Origin of the sequence: Roseibacillus persicicus (assembly GCF_014651675.1) — a bacterium.
GTDB classification, from domain to species: Bacteria; Verrucomicrobiota; Verrucomicrobiia; order Verrucomicrobiales; family Akkermansiaceae; genus Roseibacillus; species Roseibacillus persicicus.
The window spans coordinates 65,408-84,734 of the sequence record NZ_BMXI01000017.1; the positions used below are offsets into that span (position 1 = coordinate 65,408).

General features: G+C 57.1%; 14 protein-coding genes. 6 read left to right on the top strand and 8 right to left on the bottom strand.

The features are described 5' to 3' along the window. Positions 1–22: 22 nt before the first annotated feature. A complete protein-coding gene (locus IE099_RS17490) occupies positions 23–1,978 on the bottom strand; it encodes a DUF4132 domain-containing protein (RefSeq protein ID WP_189572888.1) in 1,956 nt (651 codons plus the stop codon). A gap of 174 nt (positions 1,979–2,152) precedes the next feature. Between IE099_RS17490 and IE099_RS17495 the strand changes: the two genes are divergently transcribed. Continuing rightward, the gene (locus IE099_RS17495; protein ID WP_189572891.1) at positions 2,153–2,485 is read left to right on the top strand and encodes a hypothetical protein; all 333 of its coding nucleotides are present in this window, start codon (positions 2,153–2,155) and stop codon (positions 2,483–2,485) included. 703 nt (positions 2,486–3,188) lie between these two features. Then, the gene (locus IE099_RS17500; RefSeq protein WP_189572894.1) at positions 3,189–3,383 is read left to right on the top strand and encodes a hypothetical protein; all 195 of its coding nucleotides are present in this window, start codon (positions 3,189–3,191) and stop codon (positions 3,381–3,383) included. A gap of 88 nt (positions 3,384–3,471) precedes the next feature. On the opposite strand, the gene IE099_RS17505 is transcribed toward IE099_RS17500, so the two are convergent. From IE099_RS17505 to IE099_RS17525, 5 genes are all read right to left on the bottom strand, one after another. Next, positions 3,472–4,548: an ATP-binding protein gene (locus tag IE099_RS17505; RefSeq protein ID WP_189572897.1), complete on the bottom strand. Its 1,077-nt coding sequence runs from the start codon at positions 4,546–4,548 to the stop codon at positions 3,472–3,474. Then, positions 4,481–6,091, bottom strand: coding sequence for a DUF5691 domain-containing protein (locus IE099_RS17510; protein WP_189572900.1), 1,611 nt, complete (start codon positions 6,089–6,091; stop codon positions 4,481–4,483). The genes IE099_RS17505 and IE099_RS17510 overlap by 68 nt, the downstream gene beginning before the upstream one ends. Positions 6,092–6,110: 19 nt before the next feature. After that, the gene (locus IE099_RS17515) at positions 6,111–7,439 is read right to left on the bottom strand and encodes an SWIM zinc finger family protein (RefSeq protein WP_189572902.1); all 1,329 of its coding nucleotides are present in this window, start codon (positions 7,437–7,439) and stop codon (positions 6,111–6,113) included. 96 nt (positions 7,440–7,535) lie between these two features. Beyond that, entirely contained in the window at positions 7,536–9,674 is a 2,139-nt protein-coding gene (locus IE099_RS17520) for a glycosyltransferase (protein WP_189572905.1), read from the bottom strand. Positions 9,675–9,740: 66 nt separating this feature from the next. Continuing rightward, on the bottom strand, positions 9,741–10,034 hold the full coding sequence (locus tag IE099_RS17525) for a DUF6172 family protein (protein ID WP_189572908.1): 294 nt from the start codon (positions 10,032–10,034) through the stop codon (positions 9,741–9,743). A gap of 168 nt (positions 10,035–10,202) precedes the next feature. Between IE099_RS17525 and IE099_RS17530 the strand changes: the two genes are divergently transcribed. Further along, on the top strand, positions 10,203–10,715 hold the full coding sequence (locus IE099_RS17530; protein ID WP_189572911.1) for an RNA polymerase sigma factor: 513 nt from the start codon (positions 10,203–10,205) through the stop codon (positions 10,713–10,715). 55 nt (positions 10,716–10,770) lie between these two features. Next, a complete protein-coding gene (locus IE099_RS17535) occupies positions 10,771–13,047 on the top strand; it encodes a YfbK domain-containing protein (RefSeq protein ID WP_189572914.1) in 2,277 nt (758 codons plus the stop codon). A gap of 188 nt (positions 13,048–13,235) precedes the next feature. On the opposite strand, the gene IE099_RS17540 is transcribed toward IE099_RS17535, so the two are convergent. Further along, a complete protein-coding gene (locus IE099_RS17540; protein ID WP_189572917.1) occupies positions 13,236–14,429 on the bottom strand; it encodes a molybdopterin molybdotransferase MoeA in 1,194 nt (397 codons plus the stop codon). 48 nt (positions 14,430–14,477) lie between these two features. On the opposite strand from IE099_RS17540, the gene IE099_RS17545 reads away from it, so the two are divergent. Next, the gene (locus IE099_RS17545) at positions 14,478–14,648 is read left to right on the top strand and encodes a hypothetical protein (RefSeq protein WP_189572921.1); all 171 of its coding nucleotides are present in this window, start codon (positions 14,478–14,480) and stop codon (positions 14,646–14,648) included. A 120-nt stretch (positions 14,649–14,768) separates the two neighbouring features. On the opposite strand, the gene IE099_RS17550 is transcribed toward IE099_RS17545, so the two are convergent. Continuing rightward, positions 14,769–15,389, bottom strand: a complete 621-nt coding sequence (locus IE099_RS17550; protein ID WP_189572923.1) for a flavin reductase family protein — start codon at positions 15,387–15,389, stop codon at positions 14,769–14,771. Between the two features lie 128 nt (positions 15,390–15,517). Here IE099_RS17550 and IE099_RS17555 point away from each other — a divergent pair, with 128 nt between their 5' ends. After that, entirely contained in the window at positions 15,518–19,246 is a 3,729-nt protein-coding gene (locus IE099_RS17555) for an outer membrane beta-barrel protein (RefSeq protein WP_189572926.1), read from the top strand. Positions 19,247–19,327: the final 81 nt, after the last annotated feature.

Sequence of the window (19,327 nt, forward strand, 5' to 3'; positions counted from 1 at the left end):
TGGTTCTTTTTCAGAATGCAACTCAAGAGGTAATGGCTTCGAGATCGGTGACGGTTTCGGAGTAGACGATGGGGGGCACTTTGCCGAAGGCGAGGACGCGCGGGTCGTCGGTGTTGTTGGGCTCGTTATACTCGTAGCTGCCGATGTGGACGGAATCGCCCTGCACGAACATTGCGGTGCCGAGGGTGATTTCCTCCATGGGGTCTTGCCCGACATACATCTCCTCGACATGGAGAAAGACGTCCACGCCAGCCCCCTGATAGGATTTGTAGTAATACCAAATGCCCCCGGCATCGACCACCGAGCCGCGCTGCCATCCCCGCTTCTCGGCCCGGGAGCGAAAGGTGCCGCAGGAGAGGCTCTTCTTGTCAGCTGTTTTGAGTTCCTTGCGGTTCTTGTGATTGGAGTCGAGAAGGGCGACCGGGCGGTCAAGTTGGGCGAAGGGAGGTTTCACTTTCATGCGCTCGAGGTGTTGCTGCCAAGCGAGGAGGTCTTCGGCGGAAAGCTCCAGGGGGTGGACCATGCCGATGTGCACTTCGTCTTTTTCGAATTCGATGAGGTCGCCTCCGGCATTGGCCAGCAGTCCGTTGGGGTAACGGCGGAAGGTCCGCTGCAAACTACTAGCGCTATCGTAGGTCGCCCAGACGAGGTTGCTGGCGTAGGTCTGGAGCAAGGGGTGGTTCTCAAAGAGCTCCTGCCAGCGGGCGGTGTCCCATCGTCTTTGACGCACGAGACACCCTTCCAAACGAGCGGTTTGGCCCTTGATGGTTTCGCGGATTAGCTTGCGGAGAGTCTTGAGATCCTCCTTGGCGGTATCGGAGAGGGTGGAGGGCGGGGACTTCGTTTCTTTTTCGGTATCTGGATTGTAGAAGTTCAGCTTGAAGTCGGGCTGAAGCACCGCCTCGATCTGGGAATCCTCCAAAGGCCGCTGCCCTTCCTCGTCGAATCCCAAGGTTGGCACAATGAGGTCGGCGAGCTCGTCCAAGGAGACGCCACGGTTTTCCGCGGCAGCTTCTAGAGCGGCACGGCAAGCTTTGCCGATGTTCTTGAATTTCGAGCGGTAGCGGTTGGCTAAGGAATCGAGGATAGTCAGAGCCTCATCCCCGGGAACCAGGCTGATGGCCTGCGCCGCGTATTCGGCCAGCTTGTGCCGCGAATTGAGGGCCCAATCATTGATGGGGGCAATGAGCTCGGGAACAATTTTCTGTCCCCCTAACAGTCCCGCCAAGGTGAGAGCCCAACGGTCCTTGGCCGCTTGCTCGGAGGCAAACCATTGTTGGTAAAGGGCGAGGGCGAAAGGGCCGGATTTCTCGAGGTCAAGGTGGGAAAGAAGGGGCAGGATTTCGGGGGAAGGCTCGACGGGCTTGTGCTTGGCCTGCTTGGCGATGAGGAAGGTGAGCCCTACTTCGGGCAGGGCGCTGCCGTCCTGAGTGAGAAGCGGAGGTAAAGCTCCGAGATTGAGAAAGCTTGTTTTTGGAAGCTTGAGCTTGGCGGCGGACTTAAGGATTTCGGGGAGAGGGAGCTCAGGTTGGGCAGAGTCTTCTTCGACCCCGCACGCAGCCAAGGCTGAGAAGAGAGCGGTTTTCACCTTGTCTGAGGTTTCACTTTCGAGGGCATTTTGCAGGTCGGGGATGCACTCTTTTTCTGCTAGCGTCTCAAGCAAAGCTGCCGCCCCCAGACGTGCATCGGCCTTTTTTGCCTGCAGTAGCTTGATAGCCTTTTGAGAGGTGTCTGCTTGCTTGAGGCCAACGAGACTCTCGATAGCGAGCTGTTGTAGTGTTTTCAGATTAGAAGTCAGATTGCTCCAATAGTGAGACTCTAATGAAGGATTGGGGAGTCGTGCTGACTGCGCCCAGATCGAGTTGAGGAGTTCGTTTTTGGCTCGCTTCTCCAATGATTGGCGACTCAGAGTGTCGGTTGCCGAATCAACTAGTTCCGCGAGATCGTCTCCAGGGACTTGCGCAGAAGAAAGACACATCTCAGCGAAAGCGTGTGAAAATATTGAAGGGGCCTGCCCATCGTTAGTAAAACTTGTAGGAAGGATTGAGTTTTTAGCGATAGCAAAGAGCACTTCTCGGCCTCCTTTGGTCCATTGGTTAGCGATTGCCTGGAAAGCTTTCGTTACGATGTAGTTAGGAACCTCCCGGTAGTTTTGGAGGCTCTTCAAGAGGCCTCCAGTCAGTTCCACGCACTTTTGAGGATTCGTGTCGGCGAGGTAGATGATCTGGAACGGGGTGGGCAACTCCGTTTGCGAGGCTTTCGTAATCAATTTGACCGCGTCGTCATGAAATTGTCCGTGCCGCAAGTGATCGAGAGTGATCAGCATTTCGCTTCCGTCTCTTGGGTTGCTTTTCTTAGCTGTATTTTTGCAGAGTTCATCAAAGTCCGAATTGTGGTGGGTTATAAACTGCCAAGTGGTTGGAAGCGCTTGTCCGCAGCGATTCTGAAAAAAGTCCCTAATGATTTCTGGTTTGAGCTTCGCTAGGGCACCAAAGAGATAGGGATTTGCGGAGCGGAGAGTTCTGGCGAGTTCGTCATCATCAAGGTCAAAAACGAACCTTTTAAATGGACTTTCTCCTGCTTGCGATAGGTCGAATGAAAGAGAGAATGGTCTTACGTCAAATCGGTCCCTTGTATGGCTGTCGAATAAGTCAGGGCCATTCCAACCGAACTTCAGATTCCCGCAGGCCACAATGAATTTCGCTAGCGAGAAGTTGTTGTCTCCCTGTTCAGCGAACGCTTGCAGAACTGAAGTTTGGAGGTCATTCATGCTTTCGCTTTTGGTGAGAGCTTTGATAAAGAGAGCGGCAAAAGTCTCTTCATTCGTCTGCTCCGGAGGCAATCGCTCATGCTGAACTGCCGGGCTTACAGGCTTCTCGATCTCACTGTCGCGAATGCAATTCAGGAGAAGCTGAACGAGGAGGGCTCTTTCTGAAGAATACCGTGTTAAATAGTCTGTTAAAGAATCGAAGAAGCTACCATCTGCGCATTTTGGGAATTCTTTCGCAGGGTCTAGTTCGCCTCTCTCCAGACAGTCGAGAAGGAAGACGCAAAGGTCTGTCGTGCGACTATATCCTCGGACAGGGCTTGTGACGTAGCGTTGAAGACGGGCAGAGAGTTCGGTCATGGAGTTTTGGGAGAGTTGAGGTCAATTGACGCAGAGGGAATTCTGGGATAAAAATAGGGCCATGGCAGAGCAAATCGTAGGACCGGAAGTCTTTCTCCAACGCAAGAAGGAGAAGGAAGCTTCGCGTTCGGACGACTTGCGCCGGCTTGCCGAGGGGGAAGATCCGGAAGTGATCCAGTGGGAGAACTCGATCGTTCCAAAAGGCTTTTTCAAAGGAGCCAAAGTGTCCAACTTAGCCGAGACTGTCGGAGAGTGAGTGGGCAGGGAAAGGGATTTCATGATCTTCTTTCGATGACTTTGCTTCTCTCGAGGGGCGAGGGACCTTTGGTGCGATTTGTGAGTTCTTAGAGTTGCTCCCGGCAGGCGCGGTAGAGGTCTTTCCAGCCGTCGCGTTCCTTGACCACGGTTTCGAGGTATTCGCGGAAGACGCCGGGGTCGTTGGCGGGGTCCTTGACGATGGCGCCGACCATGCTGCTGGCGAGGTCATGGGCGTTGAGGGAGCCATTGCCAAAGTGTCCTGCCAGCGAGAGCCCGTTGGTGACCACGGATATGACTTCGGCGGTGGAGAGGGTGCCGGAGGGGCTTTTGATTTTAGCTTTGCCATCGACGGTGGCTCCGCCCCGCAGCTCGCGGAAGATGGTGACCACGCGGCGAATCTCTTCGAGGGCGGGAACTTCGGCGGGAAGGGAGAGGGCTTGCTTCATGGAGGCGACTCGGCTTTGCACGATATCGACTTCGGTATCGAGGGTGCTGGGGAGTGGCAAAACGACGGTGTTGAAGCGGCGCTGGAGGGCGGATGAGAGTTCGTTGACGCCCCGGTCACGCGAGTTGGCGGTCGCAATGACGTTGAAGCCAGACACCGCTTGGGTCTCGCTGGAAAGCTCAGGGATGGGCAGTGTTTTTTCCGAAAGGATGGTGATGAGGGTGTCCTGCACATCGGAGGGGATGCGGGTCAGTTCCTCGACGCGGCAGATTTTTCCATCCTTCATGGCATTGAACATCGGGGAGGGCACCAGCGCTTCCTCGGTGGGGCCTTTCGCGAGCAACATGGCATAGTTCCAGTTGTAGCGCATCGCTTCCTCGCCCGTTCCGGCGGTGCCTTGAATGAGAAGGGTGGAATCACCGGAGACAGCGGCGGTGAGGTGCTCGGAGACCCAGGACTTGGCGGTGCCGGGCACGCCTAACAGGAGAAGCGCGCGGTCGGTGGCGAGGGTCGCGACCGCGATTTCCATCAAACGGCGGTCGCCAATGTATTTCGGCGTGATGACGGTCCCGTCGGCGAGGGTGGTGCCTAACAGATAATCGGTGACAGCCCAGGGAGACAGTTTCCACTGGTCGGGACGGGGCTTGTCGTCATGGGCGGCAAGGGCCTCCAGCTCGCTGGCAAAGAGGGTTTCGGCGTGTTCGCGGAGGTTGGACATGGGAATTGGGAATTGGGAATTGGGAATTGGGAATTGGGAATTGGGAATTGGGAAAATGCGGAAGATAGCTTTGGCGGAATTCGAGGGTGAGGGCGAAGTGTTCGACGATAGAGGGGAGTTCGGGGAGTTGGGAGATGGTGGTGAGAAGGGCTGGAATGTCCTCGGGCGCGATGGCGGAGGCCAGGCGGGAGGCGTGGGGACGGTCGAGGAGATAGCGGTCTTTGCTTTGCAGAAAGTGCAGGACGACTTTGTGCAGAGCAGGGTGGGATTTTGCGGAAAAGGGCGGTGCAAGAGTTGCCAGCAAGCTGAGCATCTCGTTCAGGTCGAGCGTCAATTGAGTAAGAATGTCCGCTTGGTCGGAGCTCTTCAAAGCTTGGAGAATGTTGCGAAGGGCGAGGTGGGGGCTTCGTTGGTTTTTGGGAAGGCTTGCTAGATTTTTGAGCCAAAGGGATATGATGGGGAGGGCGTGCTCGGGGGAAGGATTGCGGGACAAGTCTTCAATCCAGACCGCTAACAAGTTGTTGAACCAATCGGGGTCGGGCTTGAGCTGATAAAGTTCTTTGGCGGTGATTCCCAAGAGTTGGGGCCATTGCGTGACGGGAAAGAGGGAGAGGATTTGTTCGAGCCAGTGTGCCTTTTTCCCTTTTCCTGCAGGCGCTTTTTCAATCAGCCCGTAGTCGCTCCATTGTGAGACGAAGGTTTCGGGTGGGGTGAGAAGAAGTTTCTTTTTTTCGACCCGAACGGTGTCGAGAAAGAGTTGACTACTAAATTGATAGTAGTTCGATTCACGATTGAGCAAGAGCGCTCGGGTAGCCCAGCTGCGGGTGGACTGGCGGCGTTCCTTGAAAGCTTGGGTTTCCAGCCAGACGAGGTGGGCCGGGTGGGGGTATTGGTAAGCGAAGCTGGTCATGACTTCGCGATTGTCGGGGGTCTCGCTGCGCCAGGAATCGGAGACAATTTGACCAGCCTCCTCGGGGTTTTCTGCGAACAGTTTTTCGAGCCAAGCGAGACGATCCTGATTCTCTCCGGTGTCCCAGACGTCATCCGCGAAGGTCTTGGATGGGGCATTGATGCGGAAGGCCTTCCATGCTTCATCCTCTTGGGCAAACCATTGGCCTCGTTGTCCGGCGAGGGCAATGAGTTGGGGAATGGTGCTCTTTTTGCCTCTGCCATATTGGAAAAAAGCGGGGATGAGGCGTGGGGGGAGGAGGAGCTGGGATTGGGTGGCGAGCGCCAGCCATTCGGGCAGGAGTTCGGGATAGTCGCCAGCCAACATGCGACGCGCGGAGGTCAGGGTTTTCTCCGGGAGATAATTCCGGGTCTCCGGTGGACAGGAGTCGGCAAGGACTGCTCCGGCGAGGGGTTGCTGCCCGGAGCGCAGGAGGGTTCGTTCGAGCGCGGCAGCTTGCAGCAGGGCGGAAGCAGGATCGGGGGCCTTTGCCAAAGCCGCCCAAGGCTGGGCCAGCAACTCGTGGGGTGGATCGGGCCAGGGACCACTGCGGGCAGTGCCAAGAAGCGCGTGACTGGTGAGGGAAGAGGTCATGGCGAAGGTCGTAGGCAGACTAGGAAAGGGTGGTGCTGAGTGAGAACCAGCCCGCGCCGTCGGCGGCAGAGTGGACGAGGAGGTGATGGCCGTTCCACTCGCCTGCGAGGGCGATGGGTTGACCGGCGGAGATGACTCGGAGAAGGTCCATCTCCCGGTCCCGTGGTTTCCATGGCAAAGCATCGCCATTCTGATCGACGAGCACCGGCCGATTATCGAGGCGGCCGGGTTGGGCTAGCATCAAGAATGGAAAGCGGGTGCGCCAGGGATTGGTCGCGAGGGTGTCGGCGACCCGCCGGAGGAGTTGGGCAAAGGTATCAGGCGCCGGAGGCAAAGGAGTTTCTTTGGCTGCAGCGGTTTGCAAGCGGGGAAGGGCTCGTTCAGGAAGGGTGCCGGGGTAAGGAACCATCTCGGTCTCGACCATGGTGCCGAGAGGCCAGGTTTCCACTGGGCGGGAAGGTGCCATTCCGAAGTTGAGGGTGAGCAGCCAAGTCCTGGTATTGAGCCCGTAGAGCCACGTCGCGCTGGTGAGCAGGCGGTCGTTCTCGGTGACCTCGCGGGTAGCCACAAACCAATGGTCATGGATTCCGCTCGCCTTGAGCACCTCCTCTTTGTCGAGGGGCTGTCCGACCAATTGAAGGATGTCGGCTTGGCGGGCAGGTGAGAGGCTGTCCTTTTTTCGGTAACTCTGCAGGAGGAGGTGGAGCGAGCCGAGTTCGTGTAGGAGGCGGCTTTCCCAATCGGCTCCCGAGTGGGGCAAGTCTCCCAACCGGCGCACCCAGCCGGCCAGTCCGGTGGCTTGGCAATCGACGAGGCGCTTGGCGAGGTCTTCCCAAGTGGCGGGAGTGTTGACGTGGTCTTGCGCTAGTCCATTGCGCATCAGGTCAGCAAGAAAGTGTTCTAACAAATCGATACCGTCTTCGACACGGGCTTGGCGCTTTTCGGCGCGTTTGGCTGCGGCGGCTTGGTCCTTGGGCTTGGCTGTTTTCTTTTTCGCTGCCCGTGCCTCTGCTTTTTCGGCCCGTTCCTGACGGCTCTCGAGCCACTCGGTGACCCAATCGGGAGCATCCCCCGTGATGATTTGGTCGCTTTGGTCGGCGGCGAGAAAAAGGAGGCCGAGGGCGTGCTTGCAGGGAAATTTTCGGCTGGGGCAGGAGCACTTGGTGGCGAATTCTCCGAGCACCACTTGGGTTTGATAGGGCTTTTTCCCCGAACCCTTTGCCAAACCCCACAGGGCAACCTCATTGGAACCCAACTCGCTCCACTTGCTCGGAGAGGCGAGCCCGCGACCCGCCTTGAAGGAGGCAGCATCGGGAGCGAGAGCGGTGACTTGATCAGTGGTTAGCAAGATAGGTAAACAATTAGAGAAGCTATCTCTCCCTGACGAGCGCAAAGGAACGTTTAGTTTGTCCCCCAAGAGAAGTCTGGGAAAGGAAGGGTTCTCTTATTGTTTTCCTTCAATCACTTGGCCCAGTTTTTCCAATACTTCCTCAACGGGAATGGGTGGGTACATCAGACGCAGATGCAGGGTGGTCGAGTCTGCGCTGTGGATGGTTTCGGCGAGAATCAATCGCAGGGGTCCTTTTTCAAGGTCGGCAAATTGTTCGTCACGCGAGATCACCCAACCTTGTTCAATCAACGAAGCGAGCACGCGAGCTCGGGGAGCGCATTCCCCGAGAGAATAGTCGCGACGAGTCGCGATCTCGTGGGCGTAGGGCTGGGGGCTGGAAGGGTGCCACTTGGCGACTGGCCCCCGGAACTTCTGCCGGGTCTTGCGACGCTGGCGGCTTGCGAGCTTTTCGGTGAGTTTCAGCAGCCAGCGGTTGAAGGGAGTATCGTATCCGTCAGCCAGTGCGCGCATGGGCATGTGGCGTAGGTTGAGCATCTGATAGGGGGCCTCGCCCATGGGGCCGTGGTAGATCACTGCGCCCTCATCGGGAGAAAGGGTGGCGCCCGAGTAGAGAAAGCCTTTCCAGCGGATGCCATCGCTGCCAAAGCGTTGGGGGTGTTTCTGGAAGAGAAGGGCCTCCGCTTCTCCATAGCCACGCTGCTGGCGGAAGAAGCCTTTGATATCAGGGCGCCGGTCGTGAAAGACGCAGGCGGCGGGGTGAAAGGCGAGGTCATAGCCGGCGTCTAACAAGCGCCAGCAGACATCGACGTCGTCTCCGGCCGCATGGTAGCGCTTGTCAAAGCCTCCCATCTCTAACAGAAGCTCCCGTCGGAGGGCAAAGTTGCAGCCGGGGAGGTGTTCGGCGGTGGTGTCGGTGAAAAGAATGTGGGAGGCGTTTCCCGCGCAGGCGGTCACGATGGCGTTCTGGCGAGAACTGGGAGCCGGGGGAAGATTGGGGCCTCCAGCGGCGGCGGCATTGGGGTTTCGGGCAAAGGCCTTTCGCAGATACTTCAACCAGAGCGGATGGGGGCGGGCGTCGTCGTCGATATAGACAATGAACTCGCCTCGGCCTTCGCGTGCCGCATGGTTGCGCGCCGCTGATAGACCAGACGGCTCTTGGGAGAGGACGCGGATGTCGAGCGAGGTCTGCTGCGCAAAGTGGTCGACTATCTTTCTAGTATCATCACTCGAACCGTCGTCTACCACGACGAGCTCGAAGTTCGGGTCCACGATGTTTTCGAAGTGGGGCAGATTGTCCTTCAGCCGATGTCCTCCGTTGCGGGTGCAGATCGCGATAGTGAAGAGCGAGGGTTCGGTGGGGGGGAGCTCCTTTTGCGAGAACTCCTCTCGAATCCTCGCCAAGGCCGGTTTCTCGCTCCCATCACGTCGCGTCAGACCGAAAGACCAGTCAGTGACCTCGCGGCCACCATTGAACCAAAGGTCGCTCCAAGAGTAGACGGTGAAGCCCGCAGTGGCCTCCTCTTCCGCGACGCGATGGGCCCAAGAGAGCATCTCGGCCTGTTTGTCTTCGAGCTCTTGGGCGGAGAGACCGACTTCCTTTTCCCGCCAAGTGCTGAAGCCGAATTCGGTGAGGAGCAGGGGGCGGTCACCCGCGATGTTGTGCAGCCGCCGCACATAGCGCTCGAAGTCCTCTTGCTTTTCCAGATAGACATTGAAGGCGGTAAAGTCCGCGTTTCGAGGCTCGAGGTATTCCGTGGTGGGGAAGTTGGCGTAGGCCACGAGCAAAGCCGGGGCCAGGCTGTGACAGTGCTCGATGAGGTCCTCGATGACCTCCCGAACCTGCAAGGGACCCATGAAGCGGACGAGGTCGGGACGAATCTCGTTCGCGAGGAGCAAAGCGCCCAAGGCAGGGTGTGGTCCATGCCTCTGCAGGAAGACCGTCAACTCGCGCTTGGCATCGGCGATGGTCGCGGGGTTCTCGGTAAAGAGGGAGTCCCAGTGCCAGGGGACGGTGGCCATGACGAGGAGTCCGTGCTTTTCCGCCAGGTCCAGTTCTTCGAGCGTGGGGGTCAGGTAAATGCGAACGCAGTTAAATCCCGCCGCCGCGATGCGCGCGAACTCGCTGTCGACGTCCGGCTCTCTGTCCGGCGGGAAAGGTCCATAGGTCACGGCCCGCAGGAAGACCTGTTGGTCTCCGCGATGGAAGAATCGACCGTGAACTGTCAGTGACACGGCGGCAGCATCAGGCATTTGCCGGCAAAGGTCCAACCCCGAGCGTGTGAAACATTTGTTTCGGGTTCAGGCCTTCGGTTTCTTCGTGCGCTTGCGGGGATCCGCGAGGATTTCCAGATAGAAAGACTCTTTGTTCTCCTTCTCGCTGGCATCAATCTTCGCGAAAATCTCGGATTCGTGGACGGGGGTCTTCGACTCCTCGTTTTCTCCGAATTGGCAGTTGAAGCCCCAGAAGTCGAAACCCTCGGGGAGCTTCTTGCCGCGTTCGCGTTTGAGATACTTGTTAATCTCGCCCTTGGCGGCCTCGACTTTGCGGGCGGGTTTGATCTTGGGGTGGGAGAGGGAAAAGGTCTTTTTCATCGGAGTGGCTTTGGAGGCGAGTCTTGGGTCAGCGAGGCCTGTCGGGCAAGGGTTTCTTCCCGAAATCGGTTGGCTGGCTTGCGAATGGGGAAAGTTTTCTGAAATCAGTGTCACAGAATTGCAGACCGCAACGAACAGGGGGTGACGGTTATGAGTAGTATCGTGGCAATGAAGGAAGAACGAGGAACAGGTCAGCCCGCCTTTGGGCAAGTGGCGCGGGAGCATCAGGGGATGATGCTGGTTTATGCGCGGACGCTGTTAGGGGACGAGACACGCGCTCGGGAAGTGGTGCAGGAAGCCCTTGTTTCGGCTTGGAAAGGCATGGAGCGATTCGATGTCACGCGGGACGTCGGGGCTTGGCTGCGTGGAATTGTTAGGAACAAGTGGAAGGACGTCTGTCGCCGCGATGGGCGTAAGCTGGAATTCGGTGACGAAGACCTGGAGTATCTGGAGAGCCGGATGGCAGTCTTCGTGGCGCGCCCGGCGGTCTTTGATGACTTGGCCGACTGCCGCGAGAAACTGCCGGAGGAGATGGGAGAGGTGGTTCAGCTGAGCTACGACGATGGGATGAAAAGTGAGGCGGTGGCGGAGAAACTGGGAATAGCGGCTGCGACTGTTAGGAAGCGACTGGAGCGGGCGAGAGGGCTTTTGCGCGACTGCTTGGAGGGGATTCGGGGCTGAAATAGAGGGACCACGAAGGACACTAAGAACACGAAAAATTTGAAAGGACGAGAGGATGAAGAAAGAAGAGATTGACGACCGCTTGATGGACGCGCTGTTGCGTGGGGATTGTGAAGAGGACTTGGCCGAGGCGGCGAGAAAGCAGTCTGCGCCCCAGTTGAGAACTTGGAATTGGAGGAGAAGCTTCATGGCGGTGGCTGCGATGTTGGTGGTGGGGGTGACGGTGGGATTTTTAACTAATCACGGTCAGCAGACCGAAAATCCGGGTGCCCTGACGACAGCGGATGCGATGCCATCAGTCTCGAAGGAGGAGATGGTGCAATCCGCTGAGAGGGAACTGGCTCGTCTCGATGCCGAAATCGCCGAGCAAAGGGAGATCGTGGAAGAAAAGAGGAAGGTCTTGGATACCATTGTTCGAATCACGGGCAGGCCCTATTTCGAGGGCACCGTTAACGAAGCGAAGAAAGACGGGGTGGTCTCGGAAGGACCCGTTGGAGGAGGCTATCGGAGCGGAGGTGACGTTCAGGAGGAATTGAAGAGCGCGTCGAGTCCGCCCGCGGGCACTTCCCAGGCTGCGGTGGATCGCAAGTCGGGAGTGACGGTGGCCGGGTCGGTGAATCGACCGGGACTGGTTGCGGGCTCGGGCGAATTGACTTTAGCCGAAGCCATCGATTTGGGGGGCGGGCCTAGCACCTTTGGGACTACCAAGAGAGTGACCATTTACCGGGAAGGAAAGAAGTATCAGCTTTCTCCTCTGACGAATTCGGCGCATGCACAGGAAAAGCTTTATCCGGGGGATGTGGTGGAGGTCGACCAGGTGAAGGCCTGGGAGGTGAGCGGAGATGGTTTCGCAGATGTGAAGCGAGGGGCTAAATTGCGTCCAGAGCTACAGGGTCGCTTCCGTCCCTCTGCCGTTGAACCCAAAAAGAATGCGAGCTCCGAAAAATACGGACAACTGGTCGACCAGCCGTGGAAAAGTCCGCTGCAGGAGGCGCTCTCGACCTTCTCGGTGGATGTCGATACCGCGAGCTACACCAACTTGCGTCGTCTGATCAAAGACGGATCACCTGTTCCGGTTGATGCGGTTCGTGTTGAGGAGCTGGTGAACTACTTCGACTACGATTATGCGCAGCCAGCGAAGGAGGAAGCCTTTGGCGTGGGATTGGCGATGGCGACTTGCCCTTGGGAGGAGCGGCACAACCTGGTGCGGGTCGCTTTGCAGGGTAAGGACGTGAACGCCGGTGAGCGGGGCGATGCCAACTTGGTCTTTCTCGTCGATGTCTCGGGGTCCATGCAAGACTCGGACAAGCTGCCTTTGCTAGTTGAGTCTTTGGGATTGTTAGTGGAGGAACTGCAAGAGAACGACCGGGTTTCCTTGGTCGTCTATGCGGGGAGCGAAGGGGTGGTGCTGGAGCCCACCCGCATGGGACAGGGTGGTCGCGAGAAGGTCTTTCAGGCTTTGAAAAAACTCTCTGCTGGAGGTTCCACCAATGGCGGCGCGGGTATCAAGTTGGCCTATCGCTTGGCGAAAGAGAATTTTGTCAAAGGAGGAGTCAATCGCGTGATTCTGGCGACGGATGGGGACTTCAATGTCGGCACTACGAACCGTGACGAGTTGGTGGAATTGGTGAAAACCCAGGCGAAAGACGGAGTCTTTCTGAGTGTTTGTGGGTTTGGTCGCGGGAACCTCAATGATGCCATGTTAGAGGCCATCACCAATGATGGCAATGGAGTCTACTACTATATCGATAGTCGAGCAGAGGGGCGTAGGGTCTTTTTGGAAAAGCTGATGGGGACCCTCGTTACCATTGCCAAAGACGTGAAGATTCAGGTCGAGTTTAATCCCGCCAAGGTCGCGCAGTATCGGTTGCTGGGTTACGCCAATCGGGTTCTCAAGAAAGAGGATTTCAATAATGACAAGGTGGACGCGGGTGACATTGGGTCCGGCCATCAGGTCACTGCTTTCTACGAAATTGTGCCTACCGGCGTGACGGGCACGGTGCGGCCCGAGGTGGATGCCCTGAAGTATCAGAACGAAGCCCCGGCTATTCCGCAGAACGACTCGCCGGATTGGATGACGGTGAAGCTGCGTCACAAGAAGCCCGATGGGCAAGTGAGCGAGTTGCAAGAGTTTACCTTGAGAGGCGAGGCCAAGCCTTGGCGTGAGATGGAGAGCGACTATCGCTTTGCCGCCGGGGTGGTGGCGTGGGGAATGACTTTGCGGGATGCTTTGCCGGGCAAAGGCGAGCTGGTCGACTCCTTGGTTCGGGATTCTGTTGGTAAGGACGAAACTCGCAAGGAGTTGTTAGAACTCGTCAAGGCCGCGAAGTAGTCAGGAACGGAGCAAGGACATTCTTGTCCTTGAGCCGAGCCCCGGAGTGTCAGAGTCGAGGTCAGCGTAGTCAGTTTCGTTGTGGACGGTTCGGTCCAGGGACAGAAATGTCCCTGCTCCGTGCGAGGAGCCTTCGATGGCCTGAGGGTTTTTCCATGAGTTCTCTCGGCCCTCTTTCCAAAAAGAACCTATCGGTTGTTAGGGTGATAAGCCGCAGTGGTGACCTCTACCTCGCCTGACGGCACTTCAATGAAGCCACTTGCCGAGAGAGCGCTGGCGAAGTCGCCGGAGTTCTGCGGCTGGTGGACGGTGAGAGTGCCGTTGCTTTCGAGAGTGGCGGGGAGAAAGAGGGTGAGCTTGGGATGGGGTGTGAGTGGCTTTGCAAGCGGAAGGGTGATGGGCTCAGGAATCGGGCTGCCTGCGAGAAGGTGCAGAGCGGGACGCACGTAGCGCAAGAAAGTGGTGAGGGTGGAGTTGGGGTTGCCGGGGAGCGCGAAGAGGGGTGGGTTCTTGCTACTAGGTTTCCAGTAGGCCAGCGGTTTGCCGGGACGCTGGGCGATGCCGTGAAAGGTGGGAGGGCCGATGAGGGACTCCAGCGCGGGGCGCACGTAGTCTTTCTTTCCCTTGGAGATTCCTCCACTGATGAGGACGAGGTCGCTGGAGCTGAGGGCGGACTCAATGGCCTCCGTGGTGCGGGTCAGGTCATCGGGGAGATGGAGGTGGGTGGACGAGTGATTCACTCCCCAATTGGCAAGGGCGGAGAGCAACACCGGACCATTGGACTGGCGCAGCTGATGGGGCAGCGGAGTCTCGGTCGGGGGCACGAGTTCGTCGCCGGTTGTCAGGATGGTGACGTGCGGTTGGCAGGTGACGGTGAGCTCGACTGCTCCGACGGTAGCGGCCAGACCGAGGTGCGCGGGAGTGATTACGGTGCCGGCGGTGAGCAGCTCGGTGTCTGCTGCACAGTCGGAGGCCTGATGATGGATGAACTGGCCCGGGGTGGGAGCGGCGCTTTCCAACACGGTCACGAGACTCCCACTGATAGAAAGCTCTTCCACGGGAATGATGGTGTCGCAGTCGCTCGGCATCACCGCTCCGGTCATGATTTGCCAGCAATGTTCGGGCTGAAGGGGCGCGGGTGCGGGTTCTCCGGCGGGGTGAAGGCCTTGAATGGTGAGAGGTCCCAATGACAAGTCGCTGGACCGACAGGCGATTCCGTCCATCGTCACGCGGTCAAAGGGCGGAAAGTCTCGGTCAGCGGAAAGCGACTGCCGCAGAGTTCGGCCAAGCGCGGAGAGATAAGGCAGAGCTTCGCAGGGAAGCGCGGTGAGGTCTTGACGAATCAGTTCGTCCGCTTGGGCGGGAGTCAGGAGGGGGGCCATTTGATTGTTGGAGGTGGGCGAGGCTTTCGCTAGTTTATCGAGACGGTGATGAAAGAGCCTAAAGAAAGGAAGGGCATGGTGCCAGACTCATGGTTCGCTTCGGTGGTTCTCTTTTTGGTGAGTGGCGGTCTGTCAGGGTGTATTCTCTATCGCTTCATCTTCGGGGAAGACTACAATGATCTTTCTTTTGAAAGGGGGGACGATGGGGATCGGGGGTGAGTTCGCCCAGCAGTTTGTTACTTATTGCCAGTTTAGCCCTTTTCTTCTTCTCTGCTTGGGACCTTTGGGAACGGTGGCGGATGTTTCGTCTTTTTCAGAAGAGGCGGAGAAAGTGAGAGCCTAGTCCGGACGCTCGATCTCGAACAGCTCGTTGGTGTGGCAATACCAGTCCGGTGAGGCCATGCGGCCGATGGGGGTCCAGTCCTTTTGGTCCAGTCGGTAGTTAGTCGGGTCGAGAAGGCCGTCTCTGGCAAAAACGTGTTGCACGATGCCGACGACAAGACGATTGCCGCCGACCTCAATGGTCTGGTGTTCGGTGCACTCCAAAGCGACAGGAGATTCCGCGATGCGAGGGGGGCGAACGGTGAGGGAGGGGGCGGTGGTGAGTCCTGCCGCAGACAGTTCATCCACGCCATCGGGAAGGGACGCCGAGGTGGCGACCATGGCATCAGCCAGTTCGAAGGGCACGAGGTGAATCACAAACTCGCGGGTTTCGCGGATATTGCGGGCGGTGTCCTTGGCGATGGCGGGCTTTCCATCGCGGGCCTTTTCCTTATTGCCGGGGGCAAAGGCGACCAAGGCGGGATCGGAGCCGAAGACGTTGAAGAAAGAAAATGGAGCGGCATTGACCCGTCCCAGACTATCGACGGTGGTCACCCAAGCGATGGGGCGAGGGGTGATGAGGGAGGCGAGAATTTTGTAGCGATCGGAGGGCTTGAGAGCGGGGAGGTCGATTTCCATAGCGCTTCTTTATCGAATCGGGACGGGAAAATCACCTGCGAAGACCGCATCGGGGACTTTTGTGACAAAAACGTAACAGCCGGAAGCGCGTCTTTTGGCAAAAGGTCGGCTTCTATCTCGGCCATTTTATGCAGCAATCCTCTGACGACGGGAAGACCCCTGTTATCTCCAGTATTCGGTTCTCCGATTCGGGGAAGGGGATGATGCTGCTTCTGGGACTGGCTTCGTCGTTCTTTGTTCCCTATTCCATTGGGGAAGAGACGGTGGAGGCTGCGGAGGTTTCCCGCGAAGAACGTCAGGCCGCTTTTCAAGAGGAAGTCGCGGAGCTGGTAGGTGGGGAACCGGAAGAGGTGTCGGAAGAGGTCCCCGTTGAAGAAGTCTCCCTGGAAAATCTCGAAGAAGAGCATGACGAGTCCGCTGAAGAGCTTGTCGAGGAGGGCTCGGAAGCAGATGAGCCAGCGGAACTGAACGAGGAAGAGGCGGTCGCTGAGTCAGAATTAAACGACGACGAGACAGACGCTGAAGCTGAAACTGAAGCCGAAACTGAAGCGATTGCGGAAGAAGGGGAGCAAGTAGGGGTTGACGAAGCTCTCGTGCTGGAAGAGGAAGGAGAAGAGGTTCCTCTTCCCGAGCAGAACGACCAGCCCTCTGAAAAGGACGCTGCCACGCTGCTACCTGAACTGGAAGGAACGGGAATTATCAAAGGCGAGGTCTTTGGTCCCTCGGGAGAAGGATTGCCCGGAGTGGTGGTCAGCATCCCTAGCATCGACCGCTCGACCCGCGCTGACCAAGAAGGATTTTTTGGGTTCGCCGACTTGCCTGCCGCTGAGTTGGTGGTGCAGTTCAATAAGCTGGGCTACAAAGTCTCCAGCCGCACGCTCGTCTTGAAAGAAGGCGAGTCAGTCTCCATTAGCCAAGCGCTCGAAGAGCAACCAGTCGAGTTCGATAATGGCGAGTATGAGATGGATGAGGTCGAAGTGGTGGGGGAGTATGTGGAGGAGGAAAAATTCGAGCTTAAGATCGATACCCTGTCCACCGACACCAAGTTGACGGCGGGAATCACGGAGGCCGAGTTCACCAAGTCGGCGGTGAGCGATGCCGGGGACGCGGTGGCGAAGGTTTCGGGGGCGAATATTGTTGATGGCAAGTTCGCGGTGGTGCGGGGTTTGGCCGACCGATACGTCACAACCACGTTCAACGGTGGGGCCGTGGCGTCTGCCGTTCCGGACCGAAAGGCGATCCAGTTGGACCTCTTTCCGACCTCGGTCATTCGCGGCATCGATGTGGGCAAGACCTACGACACTCGTCAAATTGGTGACTTTGGGGGAGCGGCCATTGACATTAAGACCAAGCTGTTTCCCGAGGAGCGCATTCTTAAGTTCAAGACCAAGGCCACCTACTTGTCCGAACTGCCCGATGAGGTGCAGGTGATGGGTGATCAGGATTTGGGCTTCTTTGGTTCAATCGAGAACACCATCAATCCCGACCAGCTGCTAACGATTGACGAGTCGTCGGGAGGACTGCGTTTGCCGCAAGGGGTGCTCACTCTTCCCGTCAATGGAACGGCTGCCGAGCAGGCTGCAGCCCAGAACCGAATCGATGAAGCGCTCTTTTCCTGGAATGCGCTGCACAAGACCAGAGACCTCAATTCGGTGGGGGATGATGCCCAGCACCCCCTGTCCCATAGTCTGACCTTTGGAGATACTTTCGAGCTCTCACCCGGGATTCGAATGGGTCTTGTGCTGGCCGGGGCCCAATCGAGTGGGGACTCATACAACGAGACCGTTCGCACTGATAGCTTTGCTTCCTCCAGTTGGTATGAGCAGCAATATTCGCGCAATCGAGAGTGGAGCGCCTATGGGAGCGTTGGGTTGGAGTTGGGCGAATATCACACGCTACAGGCGACATACTTTCGCAAGCATGTGGCGGAGCAGAACGTGACCTTGGGGAGTGACCTGGTCGATCCGGATGGCAAAGGGTTTGGCAACACTGACAACTATGGGCAGATTCAGAATTTGTTGGGAGCGGCTGGAGACTTGCTTGGTGGGTTTGTGGAGATCACCCCAGTGGAGCGCGATATGGAAATCGTCCAGTTGGGGGGCTCTCATCAGCTTGGAGAACGGGCGCCCAAGTTGAGTTGGTCTTATACTGATGCGAGTGCCTCGGAGAGCCGTCCGGATACTTCCTTGATGAACTACTCGTCGATCGTTTTCGATTCTCCCGAGCTGATTCAGTTCGCGGAAGATCGCACGAACAGGGTGATCGACCTGTTCACCAATGGACTGAATCTATCGGAAAGGCCGTCTTCGATTGATGAGCTGCGTGCGGTGGTTGACTCTATGGGGCTTTCCCAGGCGGTGGTGGACAATCAGCTGCGGCAAGCCGGGGTTCCAACCTTGGATACCTCCCGCGAGCAAATCGATACCCTTGTGCTCTTACCGTATCGGGGTGGTAGTTCCGCTGGCACAGGGAATACAATTGTTAGAAATATCCAGACGGTGGAAGAGGTCTCGGAGGATGCTTCGCTGGATTTGGAGTTTCCGTTCTACTTTGAGGATGACTCCGAGGAGCGAGGTTTCAAATTCGGAATCGGTGGTCGTCACAATGATCGGCAGCGAAAGAATCGAGGGCTGATCTACAACCTGAATATCGAGCGTCAGAATGACGCCAATACTTCGCCGGAGGGGATTCCCGCGGATGAGTTGCTGGCTAATGTGCCGGGCACCAATCTTACTTTGGGGGAGGCTCTTCTGCTCAACCCTTCCCTGATATCCGATTACTTCACGGGGGTGACCTCCACTGGGGCCTTCTACGGAGATGGTTCGGTTGGGGCAGGAAACCTGTTGGGCCAGATCCTGAACAATGTCGACGCTACCCACGAGATTTCAGGTCTCTATTTGACCGGTGATTTCTTTTTTGACAATTGGTTTGTTAGAGGTGGTCTGCGTTATGAAAGTGAGAAGCGGGAAGCGTCCTATGTGGATCCTCGTCCTTTGGTGCTTCCGGCTGAGATTGATCCTCCGCCCACTCTGGAAGAGACTGTTTTCCTGCCGGCGGTGACTTTTGGAACCAAATTGTTCGACGAGCGGCTTTCTCTGATTGCCGCTTGGTCGCGGACTGTTTCGCGTCCCACTTTCTACGAGTGGGTGCCAACTCGCTCTCTGGAATTGACTTCGGGATTGGTGCGCAACGGCAACCCATTGCTTGAAAACTCCTCCATTACCAACTTCGACCTCGGGGCCGATCTGCAGTTGAACGATAGCAGTCTCTTGCGGGTGGGAGTTTTTCGAAAAAACATTCAGGACCCAATTATCGAGACCCGGGGGGAGGTCTCTGGAGAAGCGGCAATCAACTACAACAATGGTCAAGAGGGGATTCTGCAGGGCTTGGAACTGGAACTCGATATTGATGATATTGGTCCCTTTTCTTTGACGACTAATGTCACCTACATCGATGCGGAACTATCCTATCTCGATTCCGTTGGAGCCAACGTGTTGAGCGAGCGATTCCCTTATCAGCCGCGGATTATCATGAACTTCAACCTTGGCTACGAGTCTGAGGAGAAGGACTTCGGGGTTAACCTCGTATACAACTTCACCGGTGAGTATCTCACCACGGTGCGGACGGATGTCACCGATGCAAACCTCAAGCAAAATGCCTTGCACACCTTTGACTTGGTTGTGCGGAAAGATTTTGACTTTTTCGGAGATTCCACCTTTTCACTGGTGGGTGGAGTGAAGAATCTTTTCGCTACCCGTAAGGAATTGACCTTCGATGGAGGAGGAAGCGATGGAACGGTTTTTGGCAGGGAAAACCGGGACCGTGCCTACTTCTTCGAAGGCAGCGTGAGTTTTTAGTGCACGGACTTGTTTGCGGGCGAAGAGTGTCGATTTTGTCACTTTAGCCGCATTGTTTCACTTGGACGAATAGGGAAGTTT